Raw genomic sequence first — 22801 nt, forward strand, 5'->3', positions numbered from 1 at the left:
AGTGGAAGCCGCTCACACCTGCGGTGATGCTGCCGGCGAGAGTGCGGCCGTGGTTCGGTGCGAACGCATCGGCCCGGCGCCGGACGCTTGTCGGCTATAATGACCTTGTATCCCGAGCGGGTGACCGCCCGGGATTTTGCTTTTCATGTCCACTCCTCATCGCGCGATCCTGAACGCGGCGGTTCCCCTCTTCCTGTCCATGAGCGCCGGAGTCGTCGCCCAGCTCCTCAGCACCTCCCTGCTGGGACACCAGGCGACCGTTCAACTGGCGGCCTTCGCGCTCGTTAACGCGGTGTTCACCCCGGTCAGCGCAGCCGTGTCCGGCGGGCTGCGCGGCATGTCTCCGTTCATCGCGGCCTGCCGCGACCGACCCGCCGAGGCGCTCGCCATCCTGAAGGACGCGCGCTGGTTGTCCCTCGGGCTCGGGACGGTCGGCGCGAGCGTCATGCTCGGGGTCCCCCTGATCGCCCGGATCGGCGGGGTGCCTGGACAGGTGGCAGCGGAGTTCGGCATGTTGCCCCGGCTCCTCGCGCTCCAAGTACTGCTGGCCGCCGCAGCCGGAGGCGCCAACGGGGCGCTGATCGCGCTGGGACGCACCCGGAGGGTGCTCTGGTCGAGTCTGGCAGGCACGGCAGCGCAGGTGATCCTGCTGATCGTGCTGGTGCCCGGGATGGGCATCCAGGGTGCCGGAATCGCGACCCTGGCATCCACCGTCCTGACGGTCGCCATGTCGAACGTTCTCCTCCTGCGTGTCCCCGAACTGGCCGGGCGGACTCTGTGGCCGGAACGTCCCCGGCCACGGCAGATCTGGCGCATGGCCACCGTCGGCCTCCCGATGTCCGGCACCATCGTCGTCAAGTTCACGGTGATGGGCGGCGTGACCTACGCCGCCGCGCGAACGGGAGTCCAGGGCGCCGCCGCCCACGCCATCCTCGTGGCGCTGGGCGTACTCCTCGGACTGGCCGCCTCCGCCGTCGGACAGGCCGTGCCGCCGGAGATCGCCAGAACGGCCTCCCCGGGCGAGGCCCGCCGGGTGACCCGAGCGGCCCTGGCGGTCACGGCCGCCGGAGGGCTCGCGGGGGCGCTTGTCCTGCTCCTCCTCGGACAGGCCGTGCTCGGGCTGTTCACCTCCGATGCCGGGGTGCTTGCCCTGGCCCTCGGCCTGCTGCCGCTGCTGGTGGCCTACGTCGTGGCCGACAACTGCGGGATTGTCCTGTCCGCCAGTCTGATGGGGCTCAAACGCTCCACCTGGAGCCTGGGATCGGCCGTTGTCGGGCACGGGCTGCTCGCGCTGGCCATGACGCCCGTGACGGCGCTCTGGGGGCTGACCGGTCTGTGGGTGGCGTTGATCGCCAGCCGCGCGCCCATTCTCCTCGTCCAGAGTGTCGGGTTCCTACGACATGGCGCCCGGTGGGTGCCATCCGAATAGGGGCGAGCGAGAAACCTCGATCGGGTCGGCATAGATCGACGCGCTGCCCGCGTCCTTGCCTGTGAACATCGCGAGGAGGATTGGGTGGATCCAGGATTTGAGGCGGCCTTCCGGCACTTCGTCGTCGACCGATCGGGGGCGTTGTTCCGTACCGCGTACCTGCTGACCGGTGACCGGCACGCCGCCGAGGACCTGGTGCAGTCGGCCCTGGTCAAGACGGCCGCGAAGTGGCGCAGTCTGCGCGATCCGGGCGCCATCGAGGGATACGTCCGCCGTGTCATGTACCACGAACAGGTGAGCCGGTGGCGGCGGCGGTCACGCGTCGCGGAGGTGTCCACCGGATGGCTGCCTGACCAGATCGGTGACGGGCACGCCGACGTTGTGGACCTTCGCATGGTGATGCGCGCGGCCCTCGCCCGGCTCACACCCCGGCAGCGGACCATGCTCGTGCTGCGCTACTTCGAGGACCTCTCCGAGACCGAGATCGCGCGACTGCTCGGCGTCAGTGTGGGGTCGGTACGCAGCCAGGTTCACCGCTCGCTGGAACGGCTGAAGAAGGCGGCACCTGAACTGACCGTCGTGAGGGAGTTCGGATGAACATCGAGAACCTGCTGCGTGAGACGCTCTCCGACATGGCCGACGAGGAGCGGCCACCGGCGCCGGAACGCTTCCTCCAATACCGTGAGCACCGCCCCCTTCGCCGGCGGGGCCTGACTCTGGTGGCGGCGGCTTCGGCGGTCGCCGCGATGGCCGTGGGATCCACGGTCGTGGTCCAGGCGGTCTCATCGCAGGCCCCCGGCGATGTCGCCGCGCGGCAGACCCGCGCTTCGAGCCCGACCTCCGAGTCCCGGACCGCCACCGTGACCGTGGCGGCGGGGATGCGGCTCTCACAGGTGTTCAGGACGCTGTCGTCGTTCACCGGCAGGCCGGTGGCGGAGTTCGAGAAGGCCGCCAGGGACGGTACGGCGCTCGGCCTGCCGTCCTACGCCAAGGGAAGGCTCGAAGGATTCCTCTCCCCCGGCACCTATAAGCTCTCCCCCACCATGAGCCCGGGAGAGATCCTCACGGCGATGATGGCCCGGTTCAGCAAGAACGCCGACCTGGTCGGCGGCGCCAGGCGTGCCGGCAGAACGCCGCTGGAGATCCTGACCATCGCCAGCATCGTCCAGGCCGAGGCGGGCCGGCTCGAGGACATGCCCAAGATCGCCCGGGTCATCTACAACCGGCTGGACCGGCGCATGCCGCTGCAGATCGACAGCCCGGTCCTTTACGGCCTGAACAAGTACGGGAAGAAAGCGACGCTCAAGGACGTCAAGAGCTCGTCGCCGTACAACACCTACAGGCGTTCCGGCCTGCCGCCCACTCCCATCGGCAATCCGGGGGACGACGCCATCAGGGCCGCGCTGAAGCCGGCCTCCGGCCCTTGGCTCTTCTACGTGGCGACAGATCCGAGGAAGGGCATCCTGAAGTTCGCCGCCTCCCACGCGGACTACACCAAACTGGTCGACGAAGCGCGACAAGAGGCACGGAAGCTGGTGGAATAGCCGACGAACGACACTCCCGCTACCACAGCGACCCGGCCCGCACGCCCGGGCCGGTAAGGCCGCCGAACGCCATCGCGCCCCCAAGGGTGCACGCCTACGTGAACCGGAGCTCGGCTGCCACGGCCCGTTCCCGCAGCTGAGCCGCCTCGGCGCGGGCCGCCTCCAGCTCAGCCCGTGAATCCTCCAGCCGCGCCCGCTCCAACCTCAGCTCAGCCCGCAACAGGTCGTTTTCCGACCTCGATTCCTCCCGCGCCCGGTCCCGCTCCTCCCGGGACCGCGCAAGACTCTCTTCCGCCTGTACGACAAGCGCCCGCGCCTCGGCAGCGCTCTTCTCGACCAGCTCCCGCGCCTCAGCGGTGTTCCTTTCGACCATGGCCCGCGCCTCGTCGGCGGCCTGCTCAGCCCGGCCCTCAGCCTCCCGGGCGCGCCTGTCCGCCATCTCCACCCGCTCGGCCATCTCCCGAACGGCCTGGTCCCGCGCCTGCTCCGCCGCCGCGACCCGGTGCTCCGCCTCCCGCGCCCGTTTGTCGGCCAGCTCCGCCTGCCGCCGCGCCTTGTCGGCCTTCTGCAGCGCCTGCCGCTCGGTGCTCGCGGCCTCCCGCAGGGCGGCCAGCGCCTGTTCGCGGGCTCGCTCGGCGTCGCCCAACGCGGTCTCCCGCTCGTTCTCGGCCTCTTCGAGCCGTTCCCGCATCTCGGCCGTCTGCCTGCGGGCGTGCTCCGCGGCCTCGCGCGCCAGCCGTACCTGCTCGAAGGCCTGCTCCCGCTCGGTGCGGGCGATGGCGACCCGCGTGTGCGCCTCGGCCTGCACCGCGCTCAGCTTCGCCTCCACCCCAGCGGGGCTCAGCTCGTCGGCCAACGCCCGCGCCAGCGGCTCGATGGCCGCCGCCAGCCCGCTCTCCATCCGGTCGTACAGCTGCTCGGCCCTGGCCAGCGCCCCTTCCAGGCCGGGGGTCGCACGCCGCAGCTCACGCTCGCGCTTGGCGGCGGCCTGACAGTCCTTCTCAGGACAGTACGCCTTGGGCCGCCCTCGTCCCCGCCGCTGCTCGATCGGCGATCCACAGTGCTTACAGGGCGTCACGGCACCGCTCTCAGCAGCCACGCCGGCAGCCTAGCATTATCTATTTTCCAGAAAATCAAATTCAGAAAATCAGATCTGTTGCGTCACGACGCGGAATCGAAGTCAACGTAGCGGGAGCGGGTACGGAAGCCGAAGGCCGAGGCGGACTCGGCCCCGCGGCTGTCGTACGGCTGTCAGAGGCGCAGCCCGAGGGGCGCCGCTCCCACGAGGCCGCCGTCGATGACGAGGTCCTGACCGGTGATGTACGACGCGTCGTCCGAGGCCAGGAAGGCGACGGCGGCGGCGACATCGTCCGGGTGGCCGAGCGAGCCGAGCGGCACCTCCGCCAGGATGCGGGTCTCCGCGTCGGGGTCGATGGCGGACCGGTACATCTCGGTCTCGATGTAGCCGGGGCTGACGGAGTTGACGCGGATGCCACGCGGCGCGAGGTCGGTGCCGAGCGTGCGGGCGAGATTGTGCACGGCCGCCTTGCTGGCGGCGTAGATCGAGGCCACCGGGAGTCCGCGGTGCAGGGTCCAGGAGGCGTTGATGACGACGGCGCCTCCGTCGCCCATCAGCGGCAGCGCCTTCTGGATCGTGAAGAACACTCCCTTGAAGTTGATTCCGACGGTGTGGTCGAAGTCCTTCGGGGTGAATTCTGGCCTGAAGTCCGCGATTCCGGCATTGGCGAAGACCGCGTCGAGAGCGCCGCGCCAGGTCTCGATGCGTCGTACGAGGAGATCGAGGTCGGCGTCGACGCTGACGTCCGCGCGGACGGGCAGGACCCGCTCGGAGTCCAGGCGTTCTGTCGCGACGTCGAGGCGGGCCTTGTCGCGGCCGGTGATGACGACGTACGCGCCCTCGTCGAGGAGTCTGCGCGCGGTCGCGAAGCCGATGCCGCTGGTCCCGCCGGTGATCAGAACCGTTCTGTTCGTGAATCGCTTCATGACGACGATCCTCGAGCGGCGCGGGCCTACGCGGCAGTGTCGGCCGAACCTGGGTCTGACACCACCACCAAGCGCTCCAGCAGGGCGTCCGTTCCCGTCCCTGGTGCGGGGGTGTGCAGCGACAGGCGGTGGCCGGGCAGTTCGGGCAGCGGCAGGGTGGTGGCCTCGAAGGTCAGCGTCCCCAGGCCGGGAATCTCCAGGGCCTTGGTGCCGTGGGTGGGACCGCCGACCGGGAGTTCCGCCCAGATCTCGGCGAAGGCGGGGCTCGCGGCGCACAGGTCCGCGGCCAGGCGGCCGAACTCGGGATCGTCCGGGTAGCGGGCGGCGTCCGCCCGGAACAGGCCGACCATCGCTCGCGCCGTGTCGTGCCAGTCCACGACCGCCGCACGGTAGCGGGCGTTGGTGAAGAAGCTGACCAGGCAGTTGTGGTCGTACTCGTTGCACTGGAACACGATCTCCGCCGCGCGGTTGATCGCGAGGACGTTCCAGTGCCGGTCGATGACGTACGCGGGTCGCGGCAGCCAGCCCTCCAGCAGCCGCCGTACGGCCTCGGGGACCCGGCCTTCGGACGGCGCCGCCTGCGGCGGATTGAGGCCGGCGAGGAGGTACAGGTGCTCGCGCTCGGCGGGCTCCAGGCGCAGCACCCTGGCGATGGCGTCCAGGACGTCGGCGGAGACGTTGATGTCGCGTCCCTGCTCAAGCCAGGTGTACCAGGACACTCCCAGGCCGGCGAGCACCGCCACCTCCTCCCGCCGCAGCCCTGGCGTACGGCGGCCCTCCCCTGCCGGCATGCCCACGTCAGCGGGCGTCACCCGCGCTCGCCGCGACCGGAGGAACGCGCGCATCTCGGAACTGCGCCGCTGCCGCGCATCCGCGGGGAGCCGGGAAATGCCCATCAGCTCATGCTATGTCGCGATTAACAGACCTCGTCTGTACGGCGCATCCACGCGTTGGGCGTTCCCCGGTCATGGACACGATCACACCGCACCCCATTCTTGGCGCTCCGCTGCCCGCAGGCGTGGAGCCGGCGGCAGCGGTCCCGTCTCTGGTACGGCGCGGAACGCCTCGATCACGTAGGCGGCGAAGCGGCGGGAAGCCGGGAGCCGGGCGGCACGCGGCGCGTCCTGGACGCCCCGGTGGGCCATGAGCATCAGCATCAGGTCGTCGATGACGAAGCCGGGGCGCAACTGGCCGGTCTCCTTGGCGCGGCGGGCCAGTTCGGCGACCGCGCGCAAGGTCCGCTCCCGGTCGGCTGTGAAATCCATGGCCTCGGGGAAGGCCGTCATGAAGGCATCGGCGAAGCCCCGGCTGTGGGCGTGGAGTTCGAAGATCCCCTCGACCAGGCTCCCGAACCCGTGCCACGGGTCGGAGTCCGCGAGGGCGTCGCGGACGACGGCGTGGCAGGCTCGCCGTTGCTCGGCGAAGGTTTCCACGATCAGGTCACGCTTGGTCGGGAAGTGCCGGTAGAGCGTGGCGGGGCCGACACCCGCGTGCCGGGCGACCGTACGCATGGGGGCGCTCAGGCCCTCCTCGCCGAACACGGCGCGGGCGGCGTCCAGGATGCGGGCTCGGTTGTCGCGGGCGTCGGAGCGCACGGTGTGAGGCAAACGGGCGGTCATCGCTTCTCACTTTAGCCAAACGGACGGGTGCGTCCGTTACGGTCCGATGGCAGTGGCGCCGCCCCCGTCCCTCGGCTGTGCGGCCGGCTCGCCGCCCACGGCCGTCGCAGCCGTGACCTGTCCATCCACCGACCCGAGGAGCCCAGATGAAAGCCGTCGTGATCAGTACGTTCGGAACCCCCGACGGCCTGGAGGTGGTCGACCTGCCCGTGCCCGTCCCTGCCGCCGGGCAGGTGCGGATCGCCACGGAGGCGATCGGGGTGGGCGGCGTGGACGCCGTGATCCGCCGGGGAACGCTCGCCGCCTACGGCTTCCGGGAAGGCCATCTCCTCGGCAGCGAGGTCGCGGGAAGCGTCACCGCCGTGGGAGAGGGCGTGGACCCCTCGTGGACGGGTCGGCGGGTGTGGGCGTTCACCGGCCTGTCCGGTGGGTACGCCGAGCAGGCCGTCGCCGCGGTTCAGGACGTTCTTCCGCTGCCCGACGGCCTGACCGGCGCCGACGCGGTGGCCCTCGGCGGCTCGGGCGTGGTCGCCCACTTCGCCCTCGACCGCGCCCGTTTCGCGCCCGGCGAGGCGGTTCTCGTGCGCGGTGCGGCGGGCAGCATCGGGATCACGGCGGTCCAGCTCGCGGCCAGGGGCGGCGCTGGCGCGGTGGTGGTCACCACCTCATCGGCGGAGCGCGGCGCCCGCCTGAGGGACCTGGGTGCGACCCATGTTCTCGACCGTTCCGGCGAGGGCGGCGGCTCGGACGCGCCGTCGGGCTTCGACGTGGTGATCGATGTGGTGGGAGGTCCCCAGCTTCCCCTCTGGCTGGACAGGTTGAACCCCAACGGGCGGTTCATGGCCGTCGGCGTGGTCGGCGGGCAGCCGCCGGCGGACTTCGGCATGCGGCTGATGGACGCCTTCCGCAAGTCGCTGTCGTTCGCCACCTTCAGCGCCGACACCGTGCCCGCCCCCGACAGGCAGGCCGTACGGTCGTCCCAGTTCGCGGAGGCCGTACGCGGGGACCTGCGCACGGTCGTGCACGAAGTGCTGCCGCTGGACCAGGCGGTGCCGGCCCACCGGAAGATGGATGCGGGCGAGGTGTTCGGCAGGATCGTGCTGACCCCCTGAACAGGCACGGCTCATCCGTGGCCTCGGATATCGGCCGCGGGTAGCCGATGAGGTCGTCCCGGTCAGCCCAGCGATGCGCTCGCCGCACGCAGCTCGTCCAGGGCCGCCAGGACGTACGCGGCGAGCTCGTCCTTGCCGTCACGCTCGCCCTCGGACCATTCGGCGTACCCCCGCTTGAAGGCGAGGACGCCCAGCTCGCCCGCGAGCGCCGCGGTCGTGTCGGGTACGCCGCGGGCGATCAGAGCGGTTGTCATCGCGGCCGCGAGGCTGACGCTTTTGAGGGCGTCACGCTCTTGAAGCTCGGCGCTGGCGGCGACGGCCGCCTTCAGGCGAGGGGCGAGATCGCGATTCATGGAGCCCATCGCGCTCGACGCGCGCTCGAGACCGGCGGCGACCGCCTCGAGCGGGCTGGCGTCATCGGGCGCCTCGACGATCCCCTCGGCCAGCAGCCGGCTCAACGTCTCCTGTCCGGCCACCAGCAGCTCGCGCTTATCCGGAAAGTGCCGGAAGAACGTGCTTTTGGTGACGCCGGCGCGCTCGGCGATCTGCGCGACCGTCGTGGCGTCGTAACCCTGCTCGGTGAACAGGTCGACCGCAGCCACGACGAGGCGTTCGCGTGCGCCTGGTTCCCACCGACCCATAGATCCATCGTACCGCGATGGGACTCTTGTCCCATCACCCTGCTAAAGTGACGGGACAAGAGTCCCATCACTTACGGGAGAGTTCCATGCATGTTTTTGTCACGGGTGGCACCGGTCTGATCGGTTCCGCCGTCGTCGCCGAACTGCTCGGCAACGGCCATACCGTCCTCGCGCTCGCCCGCTCCGACGCGTCCGCGCTGGTCGCCGAGGCGGCCGGTGCCGAGCCGCTCCGGGGAGGTCTCGCCGATCTGGACGTCCTTCGCGCCGGCGTCGCTCAGGCCGACGGGGTGATCCACCTGGCATTCGCCAACGACTTCAGCAGCCCCGAGGCCGTCGCAAAGGCGGTCGCCGAGGAAAGCGCCGCCATCGCGACCCTCGGCGAGGAGCTCGTCGGCAGCGACCGCCCCTTCGTCACCGTCTCGGGTACGCCCTATGTGCCGGGCCGCGTCTCCACCGAGGCCGACCCGCTGCCGACCGACGGTCCGGTCGGTGGTCGTGGTCGGGCGGTCATGGCCGTCCTGGAGCTGGCCTCGCGCGGAGTCCGGACCACGGCCGTACGCCTGCCGCGTACGGTTCACAACCAGGGCACGGGCGGGTTCGCCGGTTTGCTGACCGACATCGCACGCCGGACCGGATTGTCCGGCTACCCGGGCGACGGCGCACAGCGTTGGCCGGCTGTGCACGCGCTCGACGCGGCCGTCCTCTTCCGGCTGGCCCTGGAGCAGGCACCGGCCGGCACCGCCTGGCACGCCGTGGCCGACGAGGGCGACAAGGTGCGTGACATCGCCGCGGTCATCGGCCGACGACTGAGCCTTCCGGTCGAGTCGGTGCCATCGGAGACGTACGGCCCTCTCGGCCCGATCTTCGCAATGGACCAGCCCTCCTCCAGCACCCACACCCGGCAGGCACTCGGCTGGGAGCCGAAGCACCCGCCCCTCCTGGAGGACCTGGAGAACATCCAGCCCTGACCCGGCACGCTCAGGCAGACCCTCCCCACGTCACTCGCGATCGACCGTCTTGATCCTCACCGGATCGCCACCCGCCCTGGCGTGATGTGTGAAGCGATCATGTCTGCTGTTCTTGAAGGGGTGGGAGGTTTACCACATCGAGCAGGCTGTTGAGGAGCCGGACTCGGCGTTCGGTGTGGTCGTTGATCGCGATAAGGGCCACGCTTAGGTCCAGGTCGGGTACTCGGGCGTGTAGGGCACGCAGGCCTATCCAGCCTCCTCCGTGCCGATAGACGCGGTGCCCGGCGTGTGATCGGACGCCGATACCCCAGGCGTAGTCGATCGGCGTTCCGTCATCGAGGCGTCCAGGGGTCTGTAGGAGCCCCGAGATGCCGAGTTCGTCGGCGTTGAGCGCCTGGCCCCAGCGCAGCAGATCGCCGAGGGTCGTCCATATTCCTCCGTCGCCCAGGGACAGCGGGGCGGGATGAAGCCGGGCGAGCGGCGCGGCACCCGGAGGCGTGGGGCCGGGCCCGGGCCAGAAGCGAGTGTCTGCCATCGCCAGCGGAACGAACAGGTGGCGCCGGGCGAAGTCGGGCAGCGGCAGGTCCGCTGCTCGTTCCACCACCGCGGCCAGGCAGACGTATCCGGCGTTGGAATAGACGTGTTCGGTGCCCGGCCGGCGGTCCAGGGCCAGGAACTGGGTCAGGGCTTGAATGATGCCTGGCGTGGTCCTATCGGCGTTGCCGGTGATGGCATCGACCTTGGAATCGGCGGGGAGGGCCGCGGTGTGATGGACGAGGTGCCGCAGGCGGACGGTGCCGGCCCACGCCGGTAGCTCGGGCAGCCAGCGTGACAGGGGCGCTTCCATGTCCAGCACGCCCTTCTGGGCGAGCAGCGCCGCGCAGGCCGCGGTCATCTGCTTCGACAGTGACGCCGCGTAGGCGAGCGTGGTGGCGGTAACTGGCTCACCGGTGGATGTCAGCCCTTGGGCGAGGAGGACGGGCGGCGCGGCGCGTTGCTGCACCCCGACCACGATCGGTTCGTCATCGCGGTAACCGGCTTCGGAGATCAGGGCTGCTATTCGTTGGTGTAGCTGGGACACGGCATGATCCTGCCAGCGCCTGGATCGTTGCCGATCCGTTGATACAGCACAGCGTGGAAAGCCTCGCTCCGAGTGGAAGCCGTCCTGCGGAATCTGACGGACTCCATTCCAGGAACCTGTCCCACCCGCGACTGACATGATCGCGTCTTTCCCCCGGTCGGCCGGCCCGCCTGCCAACTCCAACTGCGCCTCTGGCTAACGCCCTGCAACGATCAGCGGCACAAGATAACGCTCATCCATATAGAGCACAGCTCTGGCGGCGGCTGGAACCTTTTGACCCGTTGATCGCCCTGAACGATTCGATGAATCCTCGAAGTGTTTGTGACTCGGGTGGCCGCGTACCTATCGTCGCCGCCATGGAAATTTCGGCTCTCGATCCCGCGACGCTCCCGGATGCGACGGGCAACTACACGCATGGCACCTTGGTGGCCGGTGCCCGCCGCACTGTGTTCGTCAGCGGCCAGGTCCCCTGGGTCCGACAGGGTACGGTTCCCGCAGACTTCGACTCCCAGTGCCGTTTGACGTGGCACAACCTGCTCACCGTTCTGGCCGAGGCCGACATGGGAGTACGAAACCTGGCCAAAGTCACGACGTACCTGTCCGACCGCGTGTACCGGGAAGCCAACGGCCGCATCCGCAACGAGATCCTCGGCGACCACCGTCCGGCTCTCACCATCATCATCACCGACATCTATTCCGAAGAATGGCTACTGGAAATCGAGGCGATCGCCATGGAGTGAGCGATCAGCCGATGTGCGCGTCCAGCAGGTGCAGGCCCAGCGGAGTCAGATCGTGCCGAGCCGTTCGTGCCACCCGGGTGGTCGCGACCAGCCCGGCACGTCGCAGATTCGCCACATGTGTCGAGGCGGTGGCCGGCGTGACTCCCAACGCCGTGGCGAGGTCCGTGGTGCCGCACCCGGGGCGATCGGCAAGTGCCCGCAGTACCGACGCCTTACGCTCACCGATCGCCCCGGCCAAACGCCCATCCGGCCAGCCGCGTCCACCGCCGTCACGCCAGTACGCCCCGGCCGTGCGCGCCGGGTAGAAGAGCATCGGCTGCTGCCGGTCGTTGAGCTGCCGGTGCACCCCATCCGTCAGGAACATGCTCGGCACCAGAACCAGCCCGCGGCCGCCGAGGGCGAAATCGGGCGCGCCCGGCCCGGTTACGGTCAGATGCGGATACTCCCAACGCACATGTGGGGGGCACAAAGTGGCGAGCATGGCGTCCAGGCCATGCTGTGCCATGAGCCGTGCACGATAGGCCACATCCGCCGCCAACTGGGCGTGCAACCGTGGCCAGTCGGGGGCCAGCACCGCTTGGTGGAACGCCGTGAAAGCCTGCCTCAACGTTCGCCGACCGCGGTCGGGGTGATGCAGCAGCGTGTCCACGACCACCGGAACGGTCTTCAGCACGCCGGTGAAGGCGGCGGTGTCCCGCTGTACCGGCGCTGAAGGGTCGTCCAGCGCCGCGTGGAGTTCGTCCTCGAACGACATCAGGTCAGCAGAGGGCTGCGGCGTCAGAAAGTCCGGCAGGTGCCAGGTGTGCGCCGAGCACAGTGTCACCACCGGCCGAGCCACCGCAGGCAGGGCTGCACGACTGACGTGACGCCACGAGGCCAGGCCGGGCGGCGGTTTCGGCAGTCCGAGGCCACGCGCCGCTTTCAGCGTTTCCTGGAAGGGCAGGATGGCGAATCGGACACGGCCGAGGTCCGAGTGGGAGAACATCAAGCGCGGCATACGCCGGAGGTTAGCGGCACGCTCCCCATGGCGATGAAGTGATGCTGGATCGCCCGGTGGTCACTCCGGCCTCGACCGGGTCGTTGATCCGCTGGGCGGTTTCTTCAAGAAGCCGGGGCTCGTCTCCGGGTCAAGGCAGCCGCCGCGGCGAAGGCCAGGGCCGCGCACCCCAGTTGGGCGAGGGCCGTGGAGGTGGGCACCGACGGCAGGTCCCCGAGGTCGCCCAAGGCCGCCGCGGGCAGGAACAGCAGCAGCGCCGCCCTCCGCCCCACCGCCGACCGGCACGCGTACCCGGCCGCCAGCCCGACCACGACGAGCCAGGGCACGGGTTTCCAGGTCACGATGTCGTGGTGGGTGGTCACGTCCACCCAGCGCACGATGGCCTTGCTGGCGGTCAGTCCCGCCACGGCGAGCGGCCCCCACAGCAGGAAGGCCCGCCGGGGAATGACCGTGATCGCACGATACGCCGCGGGCGCGAAGGCGATGACGACGGTCGCGAGATGGGCCAGCAGGACCGGGCCGTGGTTGGGGAACAACAGCGTGTCCAGCTCCAGGAGACGGGGGTGGCCGGCCTGATACAGCACGAACGCGACCACGCCCAGCACGGCGATCCACCGTCGGCCGAGCAGTACGGCCAGCACCGGCAAGGCCGCGACGACGATCGGCTCGGCCAGGTGCAGAATCCAGCTCGGGCGCTCCACAGCGGCGACCCCCACGTACCGCATGGTTTCGGCACCATGGAGCAGCCCGGTCGCCAGCGCGCCCGCCAGCATCAGGAACGGCCACAGCGCCATGGCGAGCGACAGCCCGTCGCGCCAGGCCGGCGCGGAGGCGGGGCCGAAGGCTCGCCGCCCATGGACGCGCAGCGCGCCCCACAGTAAGTCGGCCGCGTCGGCCGGATGGGGACGGGTCTGGCCGGACCGCGCCCCGGCGAGGAGCACGCCGATCATCTCTTCCTCGTGCCGCGCCCGGTGCTCGCGCGGGTAGGCGGCCAGGAGACGGCGGTAGCGGGCTTCGAGCGGGCTCATGCCGTTCCTCCCGAACCGATTGCGCGCAGGCGTGCGGTGGCCGCCTTGGCGTGCCTGCGCATCCGCTCGGCCTCCGCCGCCAGTCTCGCCGCACCGTCGCCGGTCAGCCGGTAGTAGCGGCGCACCCGGCCGTCGACGATCTCCTCTCGGTCCTCGGCGATGAGACCCTCGTCCTGGAGGCGGTCGAAGGCGGCGTACAAGGTGCCGGCGCGTAGGCGGACCTGCCCGTCGGAGATGCGCTCCACATCCGTGATCACTCCGTAGCCGTGTTGTGGGCCTTTGGCCAGCGCGGTCAGGATCAGGAAGGTCGGCTCCTGCATTTGCCTCATTTGATCAATATATACCGATCATCTGCCTATGAGACGAGAGACCGTCACGATCGTTCACGGGGTGCCGCCCTGCCCCAGGTTGCCGTTACGTCAGCGGGGCTGCGAAGAGGCGCGCCGGGCGTAGGCGCGGGCGGCGCGGGCGCGGTCGCCGCAACGGGTGGAGCACCAGTGGCGGCGGCCGTGGCGCAGCAGGTAGCGGTTGCAGGGGGTGGATCCGCAGGCGGTGAGGCGTTCGGCGTCGGGGCAGGTGAGCAGGTCCGCCGCGTTGGCCGCAAGCGTGGCGAGAGCGTGGTCGAGGATCTCGTTGGCGGGGCACGGCGCCGCGCGATAGGGGCCGCCCTTCTCGTCCCACTGCAACAGGGCAGCCGTCGGGACCCTGCTCAGCGCGACATTGACGGCGGACAGAGCCGAAGGCAGGGCGGGCAGCCCGCCAACGCGGGCGGCGAACAGTGCCCGGACGTGTTCGCGCAGCGAGCGCAGTTGCGTGGCGCACATCTCCTGCACCCCGGCGTCGGCCGGAGCGAGGCCGCGTTCGGCGAGCCAGCGATTAGTCGCCTCGGGGGTGCCGAGCAGATCGATGAACTGCCCTCCCGGCAACGCGATGGCGCTGTTGACGAAGTCGAGGGCGAGGTAGTCCTCCGCCCCTGGCGCGGGCGGCAGCACAGACTCGGCGGTGGGGGTCTCGCTCATGGCTCTCATGGTACGGCTTGCATTAGTCCGTGAGACACCACTACCTTCGTCACGGATAAACCTTCTCGCATCCGTGAGGTGTCTGCATGTCCAGTTTCAGTACGACCACCGAGCAGAACCCCGTTCGCGTCTTCGGCGGCCCAACCGCCCTTTTCGAATACGGTGGCCTGCGCTTCCTGACCGACCCGACCTTCGACGCTCCCGGCGACTACCAGGTACCGGGCGGCCGGCTGACCAAGACGGCTCCCTCCTCCGCCGTACCGGCCGACCTCGGCCGTATCGACGTGGTCCTGCTCTCCCATGACGAGCACCCCGACAACCTGGACAACTCCGGCCGGGCGTTGCTTGCCGACGTTTCGCTCACGCTCACCACGCCTGGGGGCGCGCAGCGCCTGGGGAATGGGGTCAAGGGGCTGGCCGACTGGGAGTCGATCGAGCTGGACCGCTCCGGCGGCGGCACGATCACCGTCACAGGCGTGCCCGCCATTCACGGACCCGGCCCACGCGAGGAGGTCGAACCCATCACCGGCCAAGTCGTCGGATTCGTCCTGACCGGGGAGGGCCTGCCCACGGTCTACGTCAGCGGCGACAACGCCTCGCTCGACCTGGTCAGGCAGATCGCCGACCGATTCGGCCCGGTGGACACCGCCATCCTGTTCGCCGGAGGCCCCCGCTTCCCCCACCTCTTCGACGGCAAGCTGATCGTCATCGACAGCGCGCAGGCCGCCGAGGCCGCCAAGATCCTCGGCGCCCGCCGGGTGGTTCCGGTCCACTACGACAGCTGGGCCCACTTCACCGAGGGCCGTGACGAACTGGTGGCCGCCTTCACCGACGCCGGGTTGGCCGACCGCCTGGACCTGGGCGACCGGGGCTGAGCGCGCGCCGAGGACGATGCGCTGCTCCACCGGGCCCCGCCGTGTCGGATCCCGCCGACCTGACCTGTCGGAACCGCGCTGCCGGCGGCGGCTGGTCCGGTCACCCCGATCGAAAGAACTCTCGTGACGACTAACGTTCCTGCCCGGATCGGGGACGTCCCGCGCCTTCAGGCGCAGCGCCGCTCCCTGATCGTCCTGGTCGCCGCCCAAGTCCTCAGCGGCGTTGGACTGGCGGCCGGCGTGACCGTCGGCGCCCTGCTCGCGCAGGACATGCTCGGCTCCACCGGCCTCGCCGGCCTGCCCAGTGCCGTGGGCACCGCCGGTTCCGCGCTGGCGGCCGTCGCCGTCGGGCGCATTTCCCAAGCGTCCGGCCGCCGCCCCGGCCTTGCCGCCGGGTATCTGGCCGGTGCCGTCGGCAGCGCCGGCGTCATCGCCGCCGCCGTCGCCGGCAACGCGGTCCTGCTGTTCCTCGCGCTGTTCGTGTACGGCGCCGGCTCCGCCACCACCCTGCTGGCCCGCTACGCCGGAGCCGATCTGGCCGCCCCCGCGCACCGAGCCCGTGCCGTGTCCACCGTACTGGTCGCCACCACCCTGGGCGGCGTGGTCGGACCCAACCTCGCCGCACCCACCGGCGACCTCGCTCACGCCCTGGGCATCCCCTACCTGGCCGGGCCGTTCCTCCTCGCCGGCGCCGCCTACGCGATGGCCGCTTCGGTCCTGGCCATCTGGCTGCGCCCCGACCCGCTGCTCCTGGCCCGCGCCCTGGAGTCCGAACGCACCGTCGCGCCGTACGCGCAGCCGGGCGATGCCGATGGCCGGCCGCGTCCGGCGGCCGAAAGGCGTCGCCCCGGCGTGCCGGCCGGTGCGCTGGTCATGGTGCTCACCCAGCTCGTCATGGTCGCGATCATGACGATGACGCCCGTCCACATGCACGACCACGGCCACGGCACGGCCGCATCCGGGCTCGTCATCGCCATCCACATCGGCGCGATGTACCTGCCCTCGCCCTTGACCGGCTGGCTCGTCGACCGCTACGGCCGCCTGACGGTAGCCGCCGCCTCCGGGCTGGTCCTTCTGGCCGCCGGAATCGTGGCCGCCGGCGCACCCGATGACTCCGTCGCCGCGTTCGCGGTGGCCCTGGCGCTGCTGGGGCTGGGCTGGAACTTCGGCCTCGTAGCCGGCACCGCGATCATCACCGACGCCGTCCCGCCGGCCACCCGCGCCACAACCCAGGGCCTGGTCGACGTCTCCATCTCCATCGCCGGCGCCACTGGCGGTATGGCCTCGGGCCTCGTCGTCGCCGTTGCGGGCTACCCTCTGCTTGCCCTCGGCGGCGGCATCCTGGCGCTGCTCATCGTGCCGGCGGTCGTCGCCGCAGCGCGCAGCCGGTGAGCGCTGGCCCCGCTTCCTGTGTCTTGTCGTGTTCTGCGAGGGCGCGGTAGACGCCGGCAAGGGAAGGGCGTTGTGACCCTTGTGCTTGCCGGTGCGCTGCGCGGGCTCGCCTTCCGTCCGCGGCCCTCAGGAGTCGAAGCGGTCGCGGGCGGCCTCGATGGGCCGATGGTGGGGGGTATGCCATAGGGACCTGCGGCGCCCTGTTCAGGCGGAGTACGGATCCGCGCTGAACAGGGCCGCCATCATGCTCAGGGACAGGTCGGCTCGCCGCTCTGCGCAGGCACGTTCACCCCGCTCCAGGCCGCCTTGATGACGTTGAACTCGACGCAGCCGGTGTACAGCGTCCTGGCCGCCCGCAGCGTGGCCACGCGTGCCTTGGCGTGCGTCCACGGCGCCGTCTTCATGTTCAGGCCGGTCATGAAGATCTGGCCCGCCTTACGGATGCCGACGCCGGTGATGGCGGGGCCACCATCGCACCGGCTGCTGGCCGGCTTGCCGCTCGGGTTCGTGCCCTCGGCCAGCAGGTAGAACCAGTGGTTCTGCGGTCCGGCCGCCGCGTGCACCTCGGTGCCCGGGATGGAGGAGCTGTAGCAGTTCGGGTGCCCCAGCGCCGACGGGTTGTACATGTTCCTGATCGCGCCGCGGCCCGACAGGTTGACCTCCTCACCGACCAGGTAGTCGGGCGGGTCGAGGCTGGCCGGCTCGTTGACGTACGCCTCGGTCAGCGCGCCGAAGATGTCACCCGTCGACTCGTTCAGGCCGCCGGACTCGTTGCCGCTGCCACCGCTGCCGCCGGAGAACTGGAAGATACCGTGGCCGAACTCGTGCCCGACGACGTCCATCGAAGTGGCCTGCTGGGTGCCGGCCGAGTTACGGCCGAAGGAGGCGTACGACCCGTTCCAGAAGGCGTTGGCCTGGTTCAGCCCGACCCTCGCGGGGTAGCCGCGGCCCGAGCCGTTGATGCCGTTGCGACCGAGCCAGTCGCGGAGCATGTCCCACTCGCGCTGGGCCGCGAAGAGCGCGTCGACGCAGGCCGTCTCCAGGTTCGTGCCGCTGCCGTTGCCCCAGCTGTCGGTCGACTTGGTGTACGCCGTGCCGTTCTGGCCGCCGCACTGGATGCCGGTGCGCGTGGGGTCGCGCATCACGTAGGACGGGGACGTGTCGATGGTGACCGGGTTGCCGTTGTAATAGCTGTTGCCGGTGCCGTCGACCACCTGGTCCCACTGGTCGATGACCTGGCCGTCACGCGCGTCCACGTACACGTGCACGATGCTGGACTCGTCCTCGGTGGCGGCCACGACCTCCCACGCCAGGCGCGGCGTGGGCGTGGCGGCGTGCACCACGAGAGCCGGCGTGCTGATCGAGGCGGCCTTGGGCGCCACGTTGCGGGCGGTGTCCGCCGCCGCCTGCGCGGCGATCCGCGGCTTGGTGTCCAGGGCGATCTTCGCCTGCTGACCGGTGTCGATCGTGCTGACGGCCTGGCCTGCCTTGTCGGTCGTGACGACCACCTCGCCGCCGAAGACGGGCAGGCCGGCGTACGTACGGGCGTACGTGAGGTGCTGTATGCCGTTGACGCCGGCGATGGCCGACGACAGGGAGAAGGCGTCCTGGTCGGCGGCCAGGAGCTGCGTCCTGCTGGACGCGATGACGTTCTGCGCGGTCGCCACCGCGGTGCGGCGCTCCGACGGTGAGGGCGGGTCGGCCACCTGGGCGTTCGCGCTTGTGAGGCCCACCGGTGCGGTGACGGTCAGGGCTAACGCGAGGGTGGCGGCAGCGCCCAACCTGAGCTTGGAGTTCACGGCTCGTTGCTCCTCAGGGGGGTGGAGTGGACGAGCCCCGGCCGGCTGGGGATGAACTCAGAGTGCATCGCGCGTGACCTACGCGATACCTCTCAGTTTGCCCATAACGCGGTGGTATGGATGACGAGGGTGTCCGGGCCGGCTGTGCCATGAGGAGTTCGTCGAGCGACCACGCGCGGTTGGGCTGATATTCGTCGGCCCCGCGTACTCGTAGATCCGCTCTCACCCTCATGCAAGAAAGCGGGTCGAACATGCCCGAGCTCAGTCGCAGGACGTTCCTCGTCAACGCCCGAGGTGCCGCGATCGCCGCCGGCGGTCTGGCCGTCGGCGCCCTGTGGCAGGCGGCCCCGGCCTCCGCCGCCGCGTTCCCGTCCACCCCGTTCACCGTCGGCGTCGCCTCCGGTGACGCGCTGCCGGGCGCCGTCGTGATCTGGACGCGTCTGACCACCCAGCCGACCGAGCCCGGGCTGGGCATGGACGGGCAGGGCCCGATCCCGGTCGAGTGGACGGTCGCGGAGACGCCCGAGGCCCTCGACAGCCGTCCGCACGCGACCGGTGTCTTCGTCGCCGAGCCGCAGTACGCCTGGGCCGTACACGTCGACGTCACCGGCCTGCATCCGGACACCACGTATCACTACCGGTTCCGCGTCGGTGACTGGGTCAGCCCGGTCGGCCGTACCCACACCACCCCGGTGCCCTCGGCCGACGTCCCGGTCCGTTTCGCCATCCTCAGCTGCCAGAACATGGCCAAGCCCGGCAGCGGCATCTTCTACTTCAACGGCATCGCCGACCTCGCCACCCGCGACGACATCGACTTCGTGGCCTACCTCGGCGACTACATCTACGACTTCGGCCGGCCGGGCCACCTCCCGCCCCGGCAGATCGTGTCACTGTCGGACTACCGGATCCGGTACGGGCAGTACAAGTCGCGGCTGGCGCTGCTGGACATGCACGCGCGGTTCCCCACCTACGCGGTGCCCGACGACCACGAGTTCTGGAACGACGTACAGGGCCGTGCCCCCGGCATGACTCCCGGGGAGCGGGCCCAGCTTGCGGTGGCGTTGCAGGCGTACTGGGAGAACATGCCGCTGCGCGGCGGCCCGCCGGTGCTGGACACCGCGTCCGGGCTGATGCAGCTGACGCTCCATCGCCGCGTCAAGTGGGGCTCGAACCTGGATCTGCTGCTCACCGACGGGCGGCAGTACCGGGCGCCGGGCACGATCCTCGGGCGGGAGCAACTGGACTGGCTGCTCGACACGGTCGCCGGTTCGCACGCCACCTGGACGGCCATCGGTTCGAGCCAGCCGGTCTCGTGGTTCCCGAACTTGGGCGGCGGCTGGTCCGGCTTCGACGCCGACCGCGGCGCGCTGACGGACGCCCTGGCCAAGCGGCTGGCGGCCCGCCGGCGCCGCGCCTTCAATCCCGTGGTGCTGAGCGGCGACACCCACCGCGGGATCGTCACGCACGTGCGGCAGCAGCGCGACACGATGTCCGCGCTCGTCGCCACCGAGTTCGTCGGCCCCCCGGTGAGCAGCAACAGCGCCACCGACTACGACAGGAACGCCGACACCGGCGCCTACCGCGCCTCCTACGCCTACGCCCAGAACGGGGAGCTGAACGCGTACCGCGGCTACCTGGACTGCGCGCTCACCTCCTCGACCTGGACGTCGGCGTACGTGCTCGGCAACCAGGTGGACCGGCCGAACGGCGCCGTGAGCGTGTCCGACCGCTGGCTCCTGGACGCCGGCGCCGAGGTCGGATCGGTGCGCCGGCTCTGACACCCCGCGGACCGTTGGCGAAGGTGCGCGCCGGATCTGCGGTCTCTAGGCTTTGCCTGTGAAGAGGGACGACTTAACCGGGCGCAGTGTCGCCGCTGTCGCAGTGCTGATTGGGGACGTGGTTCTGTTGATGGCGATAGGGTTCGCCATCGACCGGGCACGCAACCGGGGCGTGCTGTGCGACGGCGCCACTGTGCTCTGCTCGGGCGAAGACCCCTCCCCCGCGCAGTGGCAGGCGGAGATGGCCTTTCGCTCCACCGTCGCCTACGGCTCCTTCACGGTCATGGCCTTGATCTTGATCGTCACTGTGGTTGCCGCCTGGCGGCGCCGACGTCATGGCATCGTGGTCATGCAGCTCACGGCCTTCGCGGCCGTGGCGGCGCTCGCGGCCTTGTGGGAGCCGTACGCTCCGCTGCACTGACAGGTCCTTGCCCTGAAGGCGGCCGCGCGCCCGGTTCCTGGTGTCCGGATACGGCCACGACCGCAGTTCATCTTGAGCCGGGTGCCGAATCAACCGATCATCAAAGCAGCCCCCACCGGAAGGATCGACATGATTCGCCGCGCCCTCCTGGCCACGTTCTTCGGCATCGCCACCATCGCCGTCACCGCGGCGCCCGCGCAGGCGCGACCCTGCTTCCCCGACCACTACTGCGTCACCACGTACTACTCGGACAGCGCCTACACCAGTGTCGTAGGCCAGAAGTACGAGGGCTGCGCCGGCGACGCTCAGAGCTGGGGGGTCCGCAGCATCTACCCCGAGTTCACGGAGATTCCCTGCTGACGACGGCTTCGCAGGCTGTTTCGGGACGGCCTCCTCGGGACGGCGCCGAGGAGGCCTGATCCGAGCGATGGGCCCGGATTTCCCCGAGCCCATCGACACGGTCAGTTCGTCGTGAGGGTCTGAAGCCTAGGTCCTCACTAACGGTGCTGACGGAACTGACGGCGGCGCCGGTAGCGGTACTTTTCGGGGTTCCGCATGCGCTCGCGTTGGCGGCGGCGAGGAGGAGGTCGAAGAGCGATCATGAGTCCTGCGTACATGGGCATCTCCTCTCCCATTCGCATTCGCACGAGGCGAAGCTGACTCCCATCATTGGCCGCCACCTCGGAGCGCGTCTAGATGAGCCGGCCTGAACTGGGCCATATGAGGCGTGCCCCATTCACAAGCGTGACCAGGCACTTGCGACAGCGCCACCCCGTAGGCCGCCGGATTACCGTCGGGGGGAAACGGCAATACCCGTGGCTTCGCCGCCACCGAACCGGCGTAAAGAGGTCCGCCGCCGACCCCGGGCATGCCGGGAGTCAGCGGCGGATCATCGCCTCTTGTTCTGGTCAGGCGTTGGGGATCTGGTTGAGGAAGCCGACGGGGACGTTGGTCGAGGCGGGCTTGCCGAGGCGGTCCCACTCCTCGTACGTGAGAGCGTCCTTCTTGCCGCCGGTCATCACGTAGATCGTGCCGTCCTCGACGTTGCGCAGGTAGCTGCCGTCGCGGGGGATCGCCCGGAAGGTGTTGATCCACTCGATCGGCACGTTCGCGAACCCGGGGTAGCCCAGGCGCTCGTACTCGGCCCAGGTCAGCCCGTACTTCGCGCCGCCGATCGTCAGGTAGATCGAGCCGTTGGCGACGTCACGCAGGAAGGTGCCCGGCCGCGGGTCGCTCCCGAGGGTGTTGATGAAGCCGATCGGCACGTTGACCGAGGCCGGCTTGCCGAGCCTCTCCCACTGCGCCAGGCTCAGCCCGTATTTCGCGCCACCGGCCACCACCGAGATGGCCCCGTCGGTGTGGTTACGCAGCAGAGTCCCGTCCGCCGGAACCCGCCCGTACTCGTTGATCACTCGCAGGGGCACGTTGATCGAGCCCGGCCTGCCCATGGCCTCCCATTCGGCCAGGGTCAGCCCGTACTTGGCACCACCCGCGATGACCGAAATCGCACCGTTGGCCGCGTCCCGCAAGAACGTCCCGTCACGCGGCTCCTGCGGCAGCCGGTTCAGCCAACCGGCCGGCACCGCGGTCAGCGGAGCACTGCCATACCCGGTAGCCGCCAGCTCGTCCATGCTGGCGAACCGCACCGGGGCACCACCGGCGATCACCGCGATCGTCCCGCTCGGCTCGCGGTACAACCGGCCCTCCACCGCCGTGACGGGCGCGGAGACCAGGGGCCAGACCTCGTTGACGATGCGCTGGCCGTCGGCGGCCTGCTCCTGGTAGCGGGTGGGATAGGACGACACCTGGACCGCCTGGCACACCTCGCCGATCGGGGCGGTCATCCACGCGTTGCCGGGGTACTTCCTGATCATCTTGTCGAGGAAGGCGTTGGTGGCCCAGGCGGGGTTGAGCCGCTGTTCCCTGGAGCCCCAGTTGTCCTGCTGCTGGAACAGGCCCAGGCTGGTGTGGTCCACCATCTCGCTGATGTTCTCGATGTTGCTTTCGACGATCGTCGTCGTGATGGCGATGGTGGCGGCCCGCGTGTTCAGGTCCCGGTCCTGCACGGCCTTGATCACCATGCGCGCGCAGGAGACCCGGTACGCCGTCATGTAGCCACGCAGCCTGCCCTGCAGGACGCCGTTGAGCCGGCTGGCCGCGGCCGCGTCCGCCGCGGTGGTGCCCCGGGGATCACAGGCGACCGTGGCCCAGGCGATGCTCAGGTCGTTCCCGGGTGCTTTCGGGGTGGGGGTCGGGTCGGTGGCGGCATGGACGGGGGCGGCTAACAGCCCGGTGGCCATGACGGCCAGCGCCGCCACGGCGGCGCGCGAGAGAAATCGTCGGTTCAAGACATA

Annotated in this window: 23 protein-coding genes; 11 read left to right on the plus strand and 12 right to left on the minus strand. The window is 70.1% G+C overall.

The genetic code is table 11. The features are described from left to right. Nucleotides 1-145 precede the first annotated feature (145 nt). From BLS95_RS18915 to mltG, 3 genes are all read left to right on the plus strand, one after another. Entirely contained in the window at nucleotides 146-1429 is a 1284-nt protein-coding gene (locus tag BLS95_RS18915) for an MATE family efflux transporter (protein ID WP_090932996.1), read from the plus strand. Nucleotides 1430-1513: 84 nt separating this feature from the next. Beyond that, nucleotides 1514-2026 carry a SigE family RNA polymerase sigma factor gene (locus BLS95_RS18920; RefSeq protein ID WP_090932998.1) on the plus strand — a complete coding sequence of 171 codons (513 nt, stop codon included), beginning with the start codon at nucleotides 1514-1516 and terminating at the stop codon, nucleotides 2024-2026. Continuing rightward, complete coding sequence (gene mltG / locus BLS95_RS18925) at nucleotides 2023-2973, plus strand: endolytic transglycosylase MltG (RefSeq protein ID WP_090933000.1); 951 nt, start codon at nucleotides 2023-2025, stop codon at nucleotides 2971-2973. Before BLS95_RS18920 ends, mltG begins: the two co-directional genes overlap by 4 nt. 94 nt (nucleotides 2974-3067) lie before the next feature. On the opposite strand, the gene BLS95_RS18930 is transcribed toward mltG, so the two are convergent. From BLS95_RS18930 to BLS95_RS18945, 4 genes are all read right to left on the minus strand, one after another. Next, complete coding sequence (locus tag BLS95_RS18930; RefSeq protein WP_090933002.1) at nucleotides 3068-4072, minus strand: coiled-coil domain-containing protein; 1005 nt, start codon at nucleotides 4070-4072, stop codon at nucleotides 3068-3070. Between the two features lie 152 nt (nucleotides 4073-4224). Beyond that, entirely contained in the window at nucleotides 4225-4977 is a 753-nt protein-coding gene (locus BLS95_RS18935) for an SDR family NAD(P)-dependent oxidoreductase (protein ID WP_090933004.1), read from the minus strand. A gap of 26 nt (nucleotides 4978-5003) precedes the next feature. Further along, a complete protein-coding gene (locus BLS95_RS18940; RefSeq protein WP_090933006.1) occupies nucleotides 5004-5873 on the minus strand; it encodes a helix-turn-helix transcriptional regulator in 870 nt (289 codons plus the stop codon). Between the two features lie 81 nt (nucleotides 5874-5954). After that, nucleotides 5955-6596 carry a TetR/AcrR family transcriptional regulator gene (locus tag BLS95_RS18945; RefSeq protein ID WP_176993263.1) on the minus strand — a complete coding sequence of 214 codons (642 nt, stop codon included), beginning with the start codon at nucleotides 6594-6596 and terminating at the stop codon, nucleotides 5955-5957. A gap of 146 nt (nucleotides 6597-6742) precedes the next feature. Between BLS95_RS18945 and BLS95_RS18950 the strand changes: the two genes are divergently transcribed. Beyond that, nucleotides 6743-7708: a zinc-dependent alcohol dehydrogenase family protein gene (locus BLS95_RS18950; RefSeq protein WP_090933007.1), complete on the plus strand. Its 966-nt coding sequence runs from the start codon at nucleotides 6743-6745 to the stop codon at nucleotides 7706-7708. A gap of 62 nt (nucleotides 7709-7770) precedes the next feature. On the opposite strand, the gene BLS95_RS18955 is transcribed toward BLS95_RS18950, so the two are convergent. Further along, the gene (locus BLS95_RS18955; protein WP_218135844.1) at nucleotides 7771-8310 is read right to left on the minus strand and encodes a TetR/AcrR family transcriptional regulator; all 540 of its coding nucleotides are present in this window, start codon (nucleotides 8308-8310) and stop codon (nucleotides 7771-7773) included. A 125-nt stretch (nucleotides 8311-8435) separates the two neighbouring features. Between BLS95_RS18955 and BLS95_RS18960 the strand changes: the two genes are divergently transcribed. Further along, complete coding sequence (locus BLS95_RS18960; RefSeq protein ID WP_090933012.1) at nucleotides 8436-9317, plus strand: SDR family oxidoreductase; 882 nt, start codon at nucleotides 8436-8438, stop codon at nucleotides 9315-9317. A 97-nt stretch (nucleotides 9318-9414) separates the two neighbouring features. Here BLS95_RS18960 and BLS95_RS18965 read toward each other — a convergent pair whose 3' ends face one another. Further along, complete coding sequence (locus BLS95_RS18965) at nucleotides 9415-10398, minus strand: serine hydrolase domain-containing protein (protein WP_176993264.1); 984 nt, start codon at nucleotides 10396-10398, stop codon at nucleotides 9415-9417. A 356-nt stretch (nucleotides 10399-10754) separates the two neighbouring features. Between BLS95_RS18965 and BLS95_RS18970 the strand changes: the two genes are divergently transcribed. Next, nucleotides 10755-11138 (plus strand): RidA family protein, encoded by a 384-nt coding sequence (locus BLS95_RS18970; protein WP_090933016.1) that lies wholly within the window; start codon nucleotides 10755-10757, stop codon nucleotides 11136-11138. Between the two features lie 4 nt (nucleotides 11139-11142). Here the strand turns inward: BLS95_RS18970 and BLS95_RS18975 are convergent, their stop codons facing one another. The 4 genes from BLS95_RS18975 to BLS95_RS18990 form a co-directional block, all read right to left on the minus strand. After that, the gene (locus tag BLS95_RS18975) at nucleotides 11143-12135 is read right to left on the minus strand and encodes a DUF5937 family protein (RefSeq protein ID WP_090933018.1); all 993 of its coding nucleotides are present in this window, start codon (nucleotides 12133-12135) and stop codon (nucleotides 11143-11145) included. Between the two features lie 104 nt (nucleotides 12136-12239). Beyond that, nucleotides 12240-13163, minus strand: coding sequence for a hypothetical protein (locus BLS95_RS18980; protein ID WP_090933020.1), 924 nt, complete (start codon nucleotides 13161-13163; stop codon nucleotides 12240-12242). Continuing rightward, the gene (locus BLS95_RS18985) at nucleotides 13160-13492 is read right to left on the minus strand and encodes a PadR family transcriptional regulator (RefSeq protein WP_245765147.1); all 333 of its coding nucleotides are present in this window, start codon (nucleotides 13490-13492) and stop codon (nucleotides 13160-13162) included. Before BLS95_RS18985 ends, BLS95_RS18980 begins: the two co-directional genes overlap by 4 nt. A 90-nt stretch (nucleotides 13493-13582) precedes the next feature. After that, on the minus strand, nucleotides 13583-14182 hold the full coding sequence (locus BLS95_RS18990) for a CGNR zinc finger domain-containing protein (RefSeq protein ID WP_090933024.1): 600 nt from the start codon (nucleotides 14180-14182) through the stop codon (nucleotides 13583-13585). 86 nt (nucleotides 14183-14268) lie between these two features. Here BLS95_RS18990 and BLS95_RS18995 point away from each other — a divergent pair, with 86 nt between their 5' ends. Together BLS95_RS18995 and BLS95_RS19000 are read left to right on the plus strand one after the other, a co-directional pair. After that, nucleotides 14269-15057 (plus strand): MBL fold metallo-hydrolase, encoded by a 789-nt coding sequence (locus BLS95_RS18995; protein ID WP_090933026.1) that lies wholly within the window; start codon nucleotides 14269-14271, stop codon nucleotides 15055-15057. 123 nt (nucleotides 15058-15180) lie between these two features. Beyond that, a complete protein-coding gene (locus BLS95_RS19000; protein ID WP_143043788.1) occupies nucleotides 15181-16449 on the plus strand; it encodes an MFS transporter in 1269 nt (422 codons plus the stop codon). A 248-nt stretch (nucleotides 16450-16697) separates the two neighbouring features. On the opposite strand, the gene BLS95_RS19005 is transcribed toward BLS95_RS19000, so the two are convergent. Next, nucleotides 16698-18248 (minus strand): M4 family metallopeptidase, encoded by a 1551-nt coding sequence (locus BLS95_RS19005; protein WP_090933028.1) that lies wholly within the window; start codon nucleotides 18246-18248, stop codon nucleotides 16698-16700. Between the two features lie 251 nt (nucleotides 18249-18499). On the opposite strand from BLS95_RS19005, the gene BLS95_RS19010 reads away from it, so the two are divergent. From BLS95_RS19010 to BLS95_RS19020, 3 genes are all read left to right on the plus strand, one after another. Further along, nucleotides 18500-20026, plus strand: coding sequence for an alkaline phosphatase D family protein (locus BLS95_RS19010; RefSeq protein WP_176993265.1), 1527 nt, complete (start codon nucleotides 18500-18502; stop codon nucleotides 20024-20026). Between the two features lie 58 nt (nucleotides 20027-20084). Then, nucleotides 20085-20447, plus strand: a complete 363-nt coding sequence (locus tag BLS95_RS19015; RefSeq protein WP_090933032.1) for a hypothetical protein — start codon at nucleotides 20085-20087, stop codon at nucleotides 20445-20447. A 129-nt stretch (nucleotides 20448-20576) separates the two neighbouring features. Then, entirely contained in the window at nucleotides 20577-20807 is a 231-nt protein-coding gene (locus tag BLS95_RS19020) for a DUF6289 family protein (protein ID WP_090933034.1), read from the plus strand. A gap of 548 nt (nucleotides 20808-21355) precedes the next feature. Here the strand turns inward: BLS95_RS19020 and BLS95_RS19025 are convergent. Further along, the gene (locus BLS95_RS19025) at nucleotides 21356-22795 is read right to left on the minus strand and encodes a hypothetical protein (RefSeq protein WP_143043789.1); all 1440 of its coding nucleotides are present in this window, start codon (nucleotides 22793-22795) and stop codon (nucleotides 21356-21358) included. Nucleotides 22796-22801 lie beyond the last annotated feature (6 nt).

This window comes from Nonomuraea jiangxiensis (genome assembly GCF_900099965.1).
GTDB lineage: Bacteria > Actinomycetota > Actinomycetes > Streptosporangiales > Streptosporangiaceae > Nonomuraea > Nonomuraea jiangxiensis.